The 13,749-nt window shown below is 30.7% G+C and carries 13 protein-coding genes; 2 read left to right on the top strand and 11 right to left on the bottom strand.

Going from position 1 to position 13,749, the window contains the following annotated elements; all coding sequences use genetic code 11:
- Nucleotides 1–37: 37 nt before the first annotated feature.
- Nucleotides 38–1,762: an NAD(P)/FAD-dependent oxidoreductase gene (locus OCU55_RS21300; RefSeq protein ID WP_261854304.1), complete on the bottom strand. Its 1,725-nt coding sequence runs from the start codon at nucleotides 1,760–1,762 to the stop codon at nucleotides 38–40.
- Nucleotides 1,763–2,067: 305 nt separating this feature from the next.
- Entirely contained in the window at nucleotides 2,068–2,925 is an 858-nt protein-coding gene (locus OCU55_RS21295) for a hypothetical protein (RefSeq protein ID WP_261854303.1), read from the bottom strand.
- Nucleotides 2,926–3,205: 280 nt separating this feature from the next.
- Here OCU55_RS21295 and OCU55_RS21290 point away from each other — a divergent pair, with 280 nt between their 5' ends.
- Nucleotides 3,206–4,603: a DUF4317 domain-containing protein gene (locus tag OCU55_RS21290; RefSeq protein ID WP_261854302.1), complete on the top strand. Its 1,398-nt coding sequence runs from the start codon at nucleotides 3,206–3,208 to the stop codon at nucleotides 4,601–4,603.
- A gap of 245 nt (nucleotides 4,604–4,848) precedes the next feature.
- On the opposite strand, the gene OCU55_RS21285 is transcribed toward OCU55_RS21290, so the two are convergent.
- The 6 genes from OCU55_RS21285 to OCU55_RS21260 all read right to left on the bottom strand — a co-directional run bounded on the left by OCU55_RS21285 (nucleotide 4,849) and on the right by OCU55_RS21260 (nucleotide 10,645).
- Entirely contained in the window at nucleotides 4,849–5,220 is a 372-nt protein-coding gene (locus tag OCU55_RS21285) for a DUF1304 domain-containing protein (protein WP_261854301.1), read from the bottom strand.
- A 13-nt stretch (nucleotides 5,221–5,233) separates the two neighbouring features.
- Nucleotides 5,234–5,983, bottom strand: a complete 750-nt coding sequence (locus tag OCU55_RS21280; RefSeq protein ID WP_261854300.1) for an MBL fold metallo-hydrolase — start codon at nucleotides 5,981–5,983, stop codon at nucleotides 5,234–5,236.
- Between the two features lie 343 nt (nucleotides 5,984–6,326).
- Nucleotides 6,327–7,418, bottom strand: coding sequence for a vWA domain-containing protein (locus OCU55_RS21275; protein ID WP_261854299.1), 1,092 nt, complete (start codon nucleotides 7,416–7,418; stop codon nucleotides 6,327–6,329).
- Between the two features lie 300 nt (nucleotides 7,419–7,718).
- Nucleotides 7,719–9,476, bottom strand: coding sequence for a leucine-rich repeat protein (locus OCU55_RS21270; RefSeq protein WP_261854298.1), 1,758 nt, complete (start codon nucleotides 9,474–9,476; stop codon nucleotides 7,719–7,721).
- A 421-nt stretch (nucleotides 9,477–9,897) separates the two neighbouring features.
- On the bottom strand, nucleotides 9,898–10,302 hold the full coding sequence (mscL, locus tag OCU55_RS21265) for a large-conductance mechanosensitive channel protein MscL (RefSeq protein ID WP_261854297.1): 405 nt from the start codon (nucleotides 10,300–10,302) through the stop codon (nucleotides 9,898–9,900).
- A gap of 193 nt (nucleotides 10,303–10,495) precedes the next feature.
- The gene (locus OCU55_RS21260; protein ID WP_261854296.1) at nucleotides 10,496–10,645 is read right to left on the bottom strand and encodes a hypothetical protein; all 150 of its coding nucleotides are present in this window, start codon (nucleotides 10,643–10,645) and stop codon (nucleotides 10,496–10,498) included.
- A gap of 68 nt (nucleotides 10,646–10,713) precedes the next feature.
- Between OCU55_RS21260 and OCU55_RS21255 the strand changes: the two genes are divergently transcribed.
- The gene (locus tag OCU55_RS21255) at nucleotides 10,714–10,920 is read left to right on the top strand and encodes a hypothetical protein (RefSeq protein ID WP_261854295.1); all 207 of its coding nucleotides are present in this window, start codon (nucleotides 10,714–10,716) and stop codon (nucleotides 10,918–10,920) included.
- A 22-nt stretch (nucleotides 10,921–10,942) separates the two neighbouring features.
- Here OCU55_RS21255 and OCU55_RS21250 read toward each other — a convergent pair whose 3' ends face one another.
- The 3 genes from OCU55_RS21250 to OCU55_RS21240 all read right to left on the bottom strand — a co-directional run bounded on the left by OCU55_RS21250 (nucleotide 10,943) and on the right by OCU55_RS21240 (nucleotide 13,743).
- A complete protein-coding gene (locus tag OCU55_RS21250; protein ID WP_261854392.1) occupies nucleotides 10,943–11,341 on the bottom strand; it encodes a Uma2 family endonuclease in 399 nt (132 codons plus the stop codon).
- Between the two features lie 52 nt (nucleotides 11,342–11,393).
- Complete coding sequence (locus OCU55_RS21245; protein WP_261854294.1) at nucleotides 11,394–12,479, bottom strand: serine hydrolase domain-containing protein; 1,086 nt, start codon at nucleotides 12,477–12,479, stop codon at nucleotides 11,394–11,396.
- Nucleotides 12,480–12,705: 226 nt separating this feature from the next.
- Nucleotides 12,706–13,743: a DUF4179 domain-containing protein gene (locus OCU55_RS21240; protein ID WP_261854293.1), complete on the bottom strand. Its 1,038-nt coding sequence runs from the start codon at nucleotides 13,741–13,743 to the stop codon at nucleotides 12,706–12,708.
- Nucleotides 13,744–13,749 lie beyond the last annotated feature (6 nt).

Genomic DNA, 13,749 nt, shown 5'->3' with positions numbered 1-13,749 from the left:
AAATAGTATCAATTGCTCAAAAATTGAAATATTCCATTCATCTGCCATGCATTTTGCAAGATATCGTTAAATCATTAGCAGCCTTCATCCCACTTTGTAAAGCTCCTTGCATCCATCTATGGACTGCAGATACATGTTCTCCGGCGAAAAACACTCTATTGTTATACTCAGGAAGAGTCATTGTATATGAAAATAATCTCTTTTGTTCAGTTTGAAAAAAGGTTAGCGCTCCTCTAAATGATGGCTCTTTATCCCATGCAACTGTCTTATGTCCCTCAATTATATTATCAAGATACCCCACAGACAGGCCATGTACCATTTCAATTTCTCTTTTTAATTCACTAAATAATTTCTCTTCAGGAAGATTGCTAAAGCGAATAGCATCTTGCCCAAAATTATATGAACCTAAAAGTACTCCTGGTTCGTTAGATGGCAGATTATTAAGTTGGTTTCCTATGCTATTTGAACTATTAATGTATTTAGCATGATCTGAAGGATACCAAATTGATGCAATTGGAAGATCAGTAAAAGATCCACCTCCAACAATACCTTGTTTTTCCCAGAATCGTTCCTTACATAAGAGCAGGGTTCTCTGTGAAGGAGTATAATGAACTTCTCTAATTGCTCTCATTTTCAGATTGCTAAACAAAGGATCAATATTAACGTTTCTAAGTGATGAGAATGGAATGGCACATACTACATAGTCAAATTTTTCTTTCAAATTGTCTTTAAGCTTTGTGTTTTCATAATTTATAACTACATTTTGACTTAAATTATCGAAGCCTATATCGTTAACCCAGCAGCCAGACTTATATTCTACCTTACCAAGCTCTGTTTTATCTATACCAAGATACTCTTTTGTTGGATTTTGATCATTAAAAGATTTGATAAATGCCTTTGGAAAATTCATCATTCCACCAGGTATCTCGTACAAGTATGCCAGATCTGCTGGATAACTCTCTTCAATAAAATCAACATAGCTATTATATATGTTTCCATAAAGTAAAGAAGAAAAGTTTGAAACGAGTGCGATTGCTTCCTGACTTAATCCAGTTGATTCCATCATCTTCATACTAGAGTTATCACTCCACATGAGTGTTCTTTCATTATAATAAGGCTTCACTTGTATGGTTTCAGCCCTTACTTCAGGTGAAGCATAAAGCAAGTGACTATCTAAAGCGATTTCCTGCAATCTCTGCCAGTTTGTATTTCGTTCATTCGGCTTCAGGTCAAATTTCGGATAAATATTTTTCATAACATTAGAGCCGTTTCGATCGTTTCTGGCTGTTGCATTTCTATAGTATATAAAGCTATTTTCGCTGTATTGTATAAAAGGTCTAGTTGGTAGCTTGAACAAGTTTAAATAATGCCATACAGTTTCATGAGTAACAGGTATTCTCATTGGTCCAAATTCATGATATAAATTTTCCTGCTCATTAAAGTAGTATGTATATACTCTTCCACCAACTCTGTCTTCTAAGGCTTCATAAATTGTAATATCAAAACCTATTTTCCTTAATTCAAAAGCTGCAGAAAGTCCTGCTAGTCCACCACCTAATATAGCAACTTTTACATTTTTAAATTCGCCTGGTTTAGCATAGTTTGTTATCTGTTCTGGTGGAGACATAATTTTCTTAACAAAATTAAAGTCTACAGACCTCCCTCTTTCTCCCAACGCATATTGGGACAGAAAATTTCTATCATTATCATTAGGATTGTCAGGCTGTGGTGGATAAAATAAAGATTGACTGTTTAGATTCATTTAATTATCTACTCCTATAAAAATTGCTAATGTTATTCTCCCAATTCCATAATATGTTAATAAGTTGCAACTGATGCCAAGTAAATTTGTACATATACTTTTATAAATAAAGTATCTAGGTTTATCAAGTATAAAAATCTTATACCTTTTTTACAGTAAAAAAACGATTATCCTTATTGAATAATCGTTTTTTAGAAGTAGCATAATATTGATTTTTAATGAAAGCGCTAACCACTTAATAGGTAATTAACTCTAAACATCACCCCAAATAAGTCCGCTGAAATTATTCAACAGATTATTTTTAGTTAATATTTCTCTGGTCTTACAGTGTATTTTTCAATCAAAATAAATATTGCTATAAAAATGTCATAAAGAATTAACGTGTAAACAAAATTCCATCCGTTTTCTATAACCAATATACCCATTTTTAAAAATATGCTTTGAGCCGTAATAGAAATAATAAACGGTAGAATACTCCAATACCATTTTTTAAGTATACACGTGAACACTACTAAAAGAAGTGATTCGATTAAATGATAGAAAAATATAATTATAATGCTTGATAAATATAAGTCACCAAAGAAATTATTTATAAATCCAATATGATAATATTGTTTTCTCATAAGCAGCAAAATTGGAGCTGGAATATGTACTATTATCATTGCTACAAAAAAGAAAGTTATAACCCTATTTAATCCATAGCATTTTTTATTTATTTTAGGAAACCACTTATTGTCAAATAATAAAATCCCCACAACTGCAATAATTGTCATATAGTATCTCCACCAGTGTTGCTCGTATAACCTTAGTTTTACAAATACATACTCTATTGCTGTAAAAAGAACTGCAACAAAGGAGATCCAACCGTACTTTAGTGAAAAAGCTACCATCACTGTTGCTGCAGCCGGATAAAGTGTAGTATTGAGTATCAAATGCCCTAACAGGTTTTGAGCCCATATATCCTGAACCACACCGGTTTTGTATGCGTAAGAATTAAATAAACCAAGCACGAGAAATTCACCATTCCAGGCAATACTTGCCGCGAATAAATAAAACACCAAAAATGTTGATACTTTATAAATGTGTCTTTTCATATATATAGCGTAGCTGGCACTAAGTATTCCGATGATAGCTAGACAAATAAACCATACTATATTTTGCATAATACACCTCTATGAGTTTACTTAATAAAGGTTATTATTTACTTTGCCTTAATCAAATATCCAATGCATAAACCATCTTAATAAATATTCTTTTGTCTTTATGTGATTTTTTCAATTATTTAATCACTTGCAGACTTGTCCATTGAACAATATACTATTATTAGATAAAATAATATTTACCATATATTTTCCATTTTAATTATTAACAAACACCAAAATAATCTATTTAATTTAAGAACTACTTACTAAATCAAATATTTAGCAAAAGAAAGGTATTATCATGAATAAAAAAGATATATTAGAATTAAAAAGACGTTTAAAAAAGGACGATTGTACTTTTACCAAAATGTGTGGCTGCTATGTTGATGGAGAAAAAAATGTAGTATTAAAATTTAGAGAAACTTTTTTGAATCTAAGAGAGGAAGAGTTCTTTAAATATTTGGAGATTGCTAAAAAGACCTTATCAGGAACTGTTGGTAATAATCTTCTTGAACTTAATTTTCCAGTTGAAGAAGGAAATAATATAAGCAGTAGACAACTTTCCCTAATGGAATTAAAAAGAAGTGCCTTAAAAAATGATGTACTGCTTGATGAATTTTACGACTTAATTATTGATAGTTATGAATACACAGGTAACTTTCTAATACTTGTTTTCCATGATGCTTACGATGTTATTATCAAAACCACTGACAACGGGAAATTAGATGAGTCTGAAGAAGTATATGAATATGTATTATGTGCAATATGCCCAGTTGAACTTACAGAACCAGGGCTTGGATACTTCGAAGATGAAAATAGAATCGGAGCTCGTATTAGAGACTGGGTGGTTGGCGCTCCAGATCTTGGATTTGTCTTTCCAGCATTTACAGACCGTAGTGCTGATATTCATTCTATTATGTACTACACAAAAAATGCAAAGAATCCACATCCAGAATTTATGGAAGAAGCTTTAGGTTGTAGTTCAAAACAAACTGCTACTGAACAAAAAGAAACCTTCAATACTATCATTCAGAGAGCACTTGGCAGTGATGATAAAAAATCAGAGCGTATTTTCATGGAAATTCAAGATACTCTTAATACTATGGTAGAAGATAACAACGCCATTAACGGTAAGGATGCTGAACCTATAACTTTGACTATAGATAATATCCAAGATGTTTTGGTTGAAAACGGAATTCCTGAAGAAATTACTAAAAAAATTGAAAAGTCCTACACAGAAGAATTCGGTGATACTCCTCCTGTAGTAGAACATTTAATTGACAAAAAGGTACTTGCTGCAAATGAGCAGAGAAAAAAGGAAGAAAGACTTGAAAAAAAAGTACGTATATTAGAGGAAAGACTTGAGCAAACGAAGCAAGTAGCTGAATTAGTATCAGAAAATGAAATAGCTCTGGATGCAAATACAGATATCCTATCAGAAACAGATCCAAACTCTAATCTAGAAGTAGATTCAGATATTAATTCTGAAGTAGATTCCGAGGTTACTTTAGAACAAAATACCGACTCTGAAATAGTATTAGATAAAAATACTGCTGAGAACTATGATATTGTACTTCAGGTAAAACCTGAAAAAGTAACTCAAATAAAATCACAGATAATTGATGGAAAAAAATGCATTGTTATACCTATTGAAGAAGATGAACAAGCTAATGTAAATGGTGTTAGTACTGTACTTTAAAATTAGTCAATCCTTCTTAGTATATACACGCAGAAAGAATGGAATACAATTTGTTAATCGTACTAGCAAAATTTTTTCAAAGAAACTGTGAAAGAGTACAATTCTCACCCATACAAATACTTGAAAGTAATTATTAAAGCAATAAAGCCATGCATTATATAGGAACTACTTCTCTATTTATGCATGGTTTTTTATAATTTATGGCTTTATACAATATCCATTTTCAACTGTATAATTTAAAACTGTTATATGCTGGCAACTTGTATAATCATAGCAAGTATTGCCAAACCACCTTGCTTTATTATGATTTTTTTATTAGCAGTAATAGAACCATATAAAGCTGCTATAATAACGCATGCTAAAAAGAAAATTCTTAAAGGTATTACCATTGCTTCAGGTACAAAAAAGCTCCAAAATAAACCTGCTGCCAGAAAGCCATTATATAGGCCTTGATTTGCAAATAATACTCTTACTTCTTTTCTTTCAAGTAGCTTACTATCTACCCCAAAAGCTTTTTTAGCTACTGCTGATTTTATATAAAACATCTCAAGCAACATTATAAAAATGTGTTCTGCTGCTACTAGAAAAACCAAAACTGCTATTATATTTTGTATCATAAAATACTCCTTTTTATAATTTCATAATTTTCTTTTCTTCTAAGCTTATAAGAGCTTCAGGAGTATGAGTGGAAAGATATACAGTAGGATTGTTGCTAATGAATTCTCTTACCTTTTCAAGAGTAATTTTTGCAGCTTCCTTATCTTCAAATACTACAGACAACTGATTTTCTACCAATGCAGCATCAGTATATGTTACATCACCATGAATCATATAAAATAATCCTTCTTTTTCAACTATTACAATACAGTTTCCATAAGTATGCCCTGGAGCAGATATCAAATATACCCCTTCTGCAATTTTTTCACTACTATCAAAATTGTGATATGTGCCGTCTTTAAACTCAGCTCTCACAATATTTTCACCATCCAATTTTAAAGCATCTGCCTCTGCTGGTGAAAGATATATTTTAGCATTTGGAAAGCTTCTAAGCTCACCAGAATGATCTGGATGTTTATGAGTCAATAGTATTTTTGATACTTGATCGGGCATATATCCAATAGAATTTAATGCCGCTAAATAATCTTTTATCTTATGTCCTTGATAAATTTTTTGTCCTTCTCTAGGCGGCATATCTGGAGTTTCTGCTGGAACCCCTGTATCAACTAAAATAACTTCCTTTCCTGTATCTATAACGAAGTTTTGAAGACTTGATTGGTATGTCTTACTTGCATCAAGTGTACTCTTGTCTGCACTTCCTCCAAAGGCAAAATCTTGTGTCATAAATCCACCTTCATATAATCTAACTGCTTTAATCTCCATAATTATTGACTCCTCCTATAAACTTAAAATATTTAAATTTTGTAAAAATTAAAATTCATGAATATAATTTTAAGAATCTATCGATCAACTTGTGATTTGTTGTTTAATCGATGTTTTAATTGTATACAATTAAATTGTATATGTCAATACATTTCCACAATATTATCTATTTATGTGCCAACTCGATTCTGATATTAATTTACTAACGCATAGGAGTTATACGCTAAGCCTTTCTTAATCACCATCTCATTTTCAAAATTTATAGAAATGATAGCTCGAAACACTGCCTATAAAAAATTTTAATTCAAAACCCATGGCAAAAACGCCATGGGTTTAATAAACTTTATCTATCCCAATCCTCTACTTCATAAAGCAAACTAGTATTAGCCATAAGCTTTCTATTATAGGAGGTAGATTGAATAAATACCTTGTACTTATCCATTAACACAGGCTTCAAGGTTTCCAGTACCCCTTTTACGTTTTCCTGTGGACTAAGTCTCAGCATATCCCTAACCTGTGCACCATTAAATATCTTTCCTGTTTCTTTTTCATACAACAATATTTCTTTATTAATGCCTACCTTTTCTGTTTTGGTTAGCTCATAAAAGCCTCTACCTACCTTAAAAGATATTCCTTGCTCTAAAATAAATTCTTTTATACTTTGATTTTCGTCTACATTTAATACCTGAAAACGTCCATCAGGTACAGGGTTTAACCCATCTTCACTTACATAATCATCTATTTCCTTATGACTTAGTTTTTGTATAGAACTTTTAATATTGTAATTCATTCTACCTTTTGACTTAAGCTCTTCAGCAAAAGACATAAGGCTGTCTTCCCCATCTTGTTTGTAACATATAGCCATTATTAAATCTTGTATGTTTGCAAACTGATCTAAGGTTAAGTAAAAACCACCAGTTTTATTTGCTATCTCCTCATAAAATGGTTTAGAATGTTTTCTTACTCCTGGCATAGCATGAATTCCATAAACATTTATGCCGCTCTCCAAGAGAAGCCCTAATTCATTTCTCCAATCGATTTTATTTATATTTGCAGGATAATTAGGTCCATGTGGTACATCATCCCCAATTATAACTAATACCTTGGAGGTTCCTGATTTCCAAGAAAGGCTCGTCCTTGCTTTATTTAACACTAACTCATAACACTCAGGCGCATCTCCGCCATATGTTGGTTCCACTTTTGTAATAAAGTCAATTAACTCCTTTTCATCACTTGAAAAGTCCTTTATTTTTATCACATAAGGTTTTTCAGCATCACAATAATCTCCGTGAGCTATTATAGATATTCTTAAACTAGGAATATCAGAAAATAATTTAGTAACTATTTGTTTTATAGTTCTTCTAACCTGTGTTAAACATGGATACATTGAACCTGTAGTATCAAAGCTGATACATACATCTATACTGCTCTCCATAAGCTCCCATCCCAATTAAATTATTACTCAATAAATATATTATAAAAATAATTTATTTATTCTTTAAAGAACCATCAATAGGTGTGGACATTATAATCTGGTAGTGAAATATGAATATTATTCTGAAGGAAAATTTAAAGTAGATAGTTAAAAATTATAGTATTATATTTTCTTTTGCATAAAAAAATAAGGAGCATTACTTGCTTCTTATTGAAGCACAGCTCCTTATTTTTATTTCACTAAATTTTTATAAATTTAACTTATTTTATTATTAATAATAACTTACTGAGAACTATCATATTATAACTTTTTAGAAATAAATACCAAATCAAAAATATCAACTACACCATCTTTATTGAAGTCAAAGCTTGAATTCCAATTTGCTTCTGTATTTCTTATCTCGTAGTTATTTGCAACTAATGCTACATCTAACATACTTATCGTTCCATCTTTGTCTATATCACATAAGTCTATCCACTTTGCATAAAGTACTGTATTTGTTATTACTTTATCTGTTGAAAAATCCCATGCATTTATACATTCTACTTCTTTATACCATCCACCAAAAGTATACCCTGCTCTAATTGATGTTATGGGTTCTGTTATTGTAGTATTATAATCTGTTGTTTTACTTTCTACTAAACTTCCACCTTGGCTATCAAAACTTATATTATAACTATTTATTTTCCATTTTGCATACAGTATTGTATCTGCTGTTACTGTATCGCTTGCAAAATTCCAAGCATTGATACATTCTACTTCTTTATACCATCCATCAAAAGTATATCCCGCTCTAATAGAGGTTATCGGTTCTGTTATTGTAGTATTATAATCGGTTATTTTACTTTCTACTTCACTTCCCCCTTCACTATTAAATGTTACTGTATGATTTATTGAGGGAAGCTCTTGAAATGTTATAGCATTACTAACTGCATAAATCTGTGCATAAGACCCTAGAACCCCTTTAATTTTAAAATTTAAATTACAACTATCGAATGTCAAAAAGCCAATATTAGTAACACTCTTAGGAATTGTTATTTCTGTTAGAGATGTACAATAGTAAAATGCATAATCACCAATACTTGTAACACTGTCTGGAATTATTATATTTGTAAAAGCATAGCAGTGTGCAAATGCATTAAAATCTATTATTTTAACAGTATCTGGAATTGTTATGTTTGCGAGAACTTTGCACATAATGAAAGCACGGTATCCAATTCTTGTCACGCCATTTGGAATTGTTATATTAGTAAGAGCTGTACAATTTTCAAATGCGCTGTTTCCAATATTCGTAAGACTACTTGGGAGTGTAACCCCTGTAAGAGCAAAACAATTGTAAAATATAAAATCACCGGTATTGGTAAGATTATTTGACAACCTTACACTTGACAAAGCTTGACAGTTGTAAAATAAATAATTTCCTACACTTGTTACACTATCAGGCATTACAGCAGTTTTAAGAACCTTACAGTCCTTAAAGGCACCTTCACCAATACGTATTACACTATCTGGAATTGTTATGCTAGTAAGAGAATTGCACTCCAAAAATGCATAAGTTCCAATACTTGTAACACTATTTGGAATTATTATTTCTGTAAATGCTTTGCAATCTTGAAAGGTAGAATTTCCTATGCTACCAAGATTGGTTGGAAGTGTTATATTTGGAAGTGATATACAATACGCAAATGCACTATCTCCTATACTTGTAACACTATTTGGTATTGTTACACTTACAAGTGACGAGCAATAATAAAATGCAAAACCACCTATACTTGTAACCGTATTTGGAATTGTTACGCTGGTCAATGATTTGTTTTTAAAAGCATTACTTCCTATACTTGTAACTATATGTCCATCTATGGAACTTGGTATTATAATATTTGTATCACTACCATTGTACCCAGTTATTGAATAGGTCACTCCATCATCAGACTGCCATGTAAAACCATTTTCATCTGTACCTGTTGTAGTTGCTGCAACAGATATCACATTAAAACTTACAATTAAACTCATAAAAACAAGTATTCCCGATATTAGCTTTATTCTTCCGTTTTTCATCTATATTCTCCTACTAAAAATAAAAATATTATACTATTCCTATTATCGTATTTTTCGTTCTTTTATTTAATTTTTTTTAATACCGGTAACCAAAAGCTTAAGAACAGGATTGATCCAAATACACGTTTTCCTTGAATTTATAAATACTTACTCTAATGAAATTAATAATAAAATTCGCCCATATTCACAAGAAACATGGACGAATGCATATAGAGATGTACCACTTCGATCACAAATCTATTTTCAAAACTCCTCTAGGTTCTAAGAGGAGAATTTGAAAATATAAATTTTATTACGAAGTTGTACATCCATAAAATATAGCTGTCAAAATTAAATTTAAGTAGTTCTAATAATTTAAGCCCTTGCCACTTAGATTTTGCTGAATATGTTTTTCAACTCTTGCTACTGGATCAGCTGACAATTAAGCTTCTTTACTCTTCAATAAATCTCTAATTTCTTGAAGCAATAAAACCTCTTCAGGTGTTTTAACTTCTGCTTTAACAACTTCAGCTTTCTTTTCTCTCTTAAGTTTATTTATTAATTTTATAAATAGGAAAATAGAAAATGAAACTATTAAGAAATCAATAATATTTTGAATAAAGCTTCCATAATTAAGAGTAAGCGCTTCTTTACTTCCACTAGCTTCCTTAATTACAAATTTCAAATATGTGAAATTAATACCACCAGTTAAAGCACCTATTATTGGCATAATAATATCATTCACTAAAGAGGTAACTATTTTACCAAAGGCACCACCTATAACAACACCAACTGCCAAATCAATTACGTTTCCTTTTACTGCAAACTCTTTGAATTCTTTGAACATATTATCATCTCTCTTTCAATTAATTTTAAATACTTCTAAATTGATACTAAATTGATACTAAATTGCACCAGAACTTACACTTTTAGATTAATTTAGCACAGCTTTTTTTTATTATATCATAATATTTTAGTTGTAATTTAAATATTCGACAATATCACTGCTACATATAAAGTTTGACATAGAGCATTCTTGCTTATTTTTTTATTTTCAGCATAAACTTTAATGGCTTTTCCGATAAACTTAGCTGTACCACTTCCATACTTCTTATCCCGACCTCTTCATGTATAGGGTTTGAAAGATATTGATCTACAGTATATGCCCTTGATTTTCTCCAATTTTTCAATCATTTCACTTTTTCTTTTAAAGTCTTATTTATAATTCTACATAAAAACATACTGGAGGTGAAACATTTTGAGATTTATTGATGCAAGAAGATTAGATTGGCCCGAAGCAAAAGCTAAAGGAAAAAAACACTTTATTTTAATGCGAGGAATACTACCATTTGTTATGACAGATTTGCTTTCTTTTGTAGTTAATATATTATTAAATAAACTATATCATGGCAAAGTGGAACCTCAGTTTTTGAAATTTTCCAAAAGTATAAGTTTTATTAACTAATATTTTTAGCTATCTTATATGGCTAAAATATATCCTTCAAATCCAAAGTAAAATTTTCTAAAACTTTAGATTTTACTGCTCCTATTGAAGTTTTCATATTTAGTTGTTCGTACATATCTTCATCATTCAAAGTATATATAGTAACGGATTCTAACATAGGATTAATTATCCAGTATTCTTTAACTCCATATTTCATGTATAAGTTCAATTTAGTTATCAAATCGTGAGATTGATTGGATTGACTAAGTATCTCCACTATTAATGATGGTACTCCTATATACTTTGTCTCTGTAAATCCATTTTTATCACATATTATACTTAAATCAGGTATTACTATCTTTGTTCCCTCAATTCCAGCCTTTTTTAATTCAATGTCATAAGGTGCCGAGAAAACTTCACAAGTTTTACCTTGTAAATAAATTCTATCACAAATAAACTCCTATAAAATCAATTATAATCTATACTACTTTACGTTATATATTGTAATACTTCTTATATATCTCCAATTGAATCTCTCTTCTCATAGCCCAAACATTGCAATCTTGATTGGATAAAAGCACAAGACTTATATCCTTTTCTGGGTAGTAAGAAAACATAGCTGCTACACCGTAATTACAACCATCTTTATAAATACAAAATGGCTCTTTTCCATCATTTATAATAAAAAATTCAAATGCGTATCCATTTCTTTTAGATAGTCCTGGTATTTGATTATTTTCTTTTGACTCATAAAAATTACAGTGTGGATGCATTAGTATATCTGAGTATTCTTTATTAAGAAGTGTACCATCCTGAATTGCAACTAAAAATCTATTTAAATCTTCTGCAGTAGTGTATGCGCCACTGTCAGCTGTTCCTATTGGAGGATAGGAGTAAATATTCTTTTTATAGCCAATGATATTTCCATCTTTTCCTGTAATATTTATATATCCTTCTGCTGTATTCTCATTAACCTCATCCATAGAGAAAAACCCTGTTCCAGGCATACCTACCTTTTCAAATATATTTTCAGCTACATAATCTTGGTATTTCATTCCTGTTATTTTTTCAATTGTAAGACCAAGAAGTATAAAAGAACAATTACAATATCTAACTTTACTTCCTGCCTTAAAATTAGGATCCTTATAAGCAAAGTTTTTCAAGAAATCTTTGCATTCTCGTATTGCATAGTTGGGGCTATGGATAAATAGTGCTGCATAGTCTTCTCCAGCTTCCTCGTCGGCATCATCAGCAATACCTGATGTATGATTTAATAATTGTTCAACCGTAACATCATCCGGAATTTTTGTCCCCTTCAGATCAATTATATTTGCGATTTTATTATCTAAACTCAATTTCCCTTGTTCAACAAGTTGTAAGATAGCTACCGCAGTAAAAACTTTAGTCACTGATGCTGTATCAAAGCTTGTATCAACTTCATTCTTTATTTTAAATGCTCTATTTGCATAACCATATGCTTTTTCAAATACAGTTTCCCCCTTAATTTTAAGCATACATACTCCACTGAAATTTCGTTCTGTTGCATAGTGATTACATAACTCTTCTATAAATTTGCTCATTCTAAATCCCTCTACTTTCAACTGTATAGATACCTATTTCAAAATTATCTATTTAGAATATTCATTGATATCATCCCAACTAATGTTAATTATAACTTTTTATGGTTAAATTTGTATATAATTTTATTTCTCCTTACAAAAATTGCCCTAACCAATTACAACAATGGCTAGGGCTATTACCTTCAATTACTTATGCTATTAAGTTAGTCTTAGATTATACCCCCTACTATTTCAATTCAACTGTGATGATTTTATCTTCCAGAATGTACTTTGTTCTACCATCTCCATCAACATCCGTAGTATTATTAGCTATCTTATTAAAGGTATATGGAATAATCTTTAGTTTAGTTACATCCTTAAAATCTCCAGATCTATAGTAAAATGCACCTTTCCCTATTTGCTCTTTCATTGGAAGTGACTTATTGTTTTCGTCAACTATATCATAATAATAATCTACATTTTTGGTTGTTTCCCATCCACTAAAACCTTTTGAAGTACCTGAAATAAGTACTCTATCAGGAGTAACAGTAACCTCTCCTATGGAAAGTTTACTTTCACCTATTATTATATCTTTATTAACTTTAATAACCTTAGAAGCATTTTTGTAGCTGGTTCCATCATAATCAAAACTATAAGTGAACTCTGAGTCACTAACTCCACATTCCTTTGCTAAAGCTGCAAATACTAACTTTATATGTTCTTTATTGCTTAATTGAAGATCCTTTCCCTCGATCTCAATAATTGCATTACTTTCATCCATTTTTCCTTCAACCGGTGTTACCGCATATCCAATATAATCAGAACTTCTTTCTACCTTTTTTCCATCAATATATACATCAGGTACTAGCTTCCCACTATTATCCACAGTTTCATTTACGCCCTTATTAATTTTGAAGTTAATAATAACTCTTGAACTATCAGTAAAAAACTCATTTAAAGTAAGCTTAGTATTATTTCCCTGCAGAGTTTCCCCAATTTTTGTTGAATACTTGTCCCCACTATCAAGTCTTAGCCAAGTATCAATATTATATTTAAAACTTTCTGCAGCTGCCAAAACCTTATCCCCATGTACACCTAGGTTAAATACCAAAAACAAAGCTGCTACAGCTGCTAAGAGCTTCTTTTTATCCCAAAAGACTCTTTTACTTTTAGATTTCATAAACTTTTTCATCATCTTTTTCTTTTCAAGTTCACTAACTTCTTCTATCATATATTGCGATAAATCTATCTCTACATTATTAAGTAAACTGTATTCATCTTTCATTGATTA

The sequence above is a fragment of the Clostridium folliculivorans genome, assembly GCF_024341905.1.
GTDB lineage: Bacteria > Bacillota > Clostridia > Clostridiales > Clostridiaceae > Clostridium_AR > Clostridium_AR folliculivorans.
This window is presented reverse-complemented; position numbering and strand designations above follow the sequence as displayed.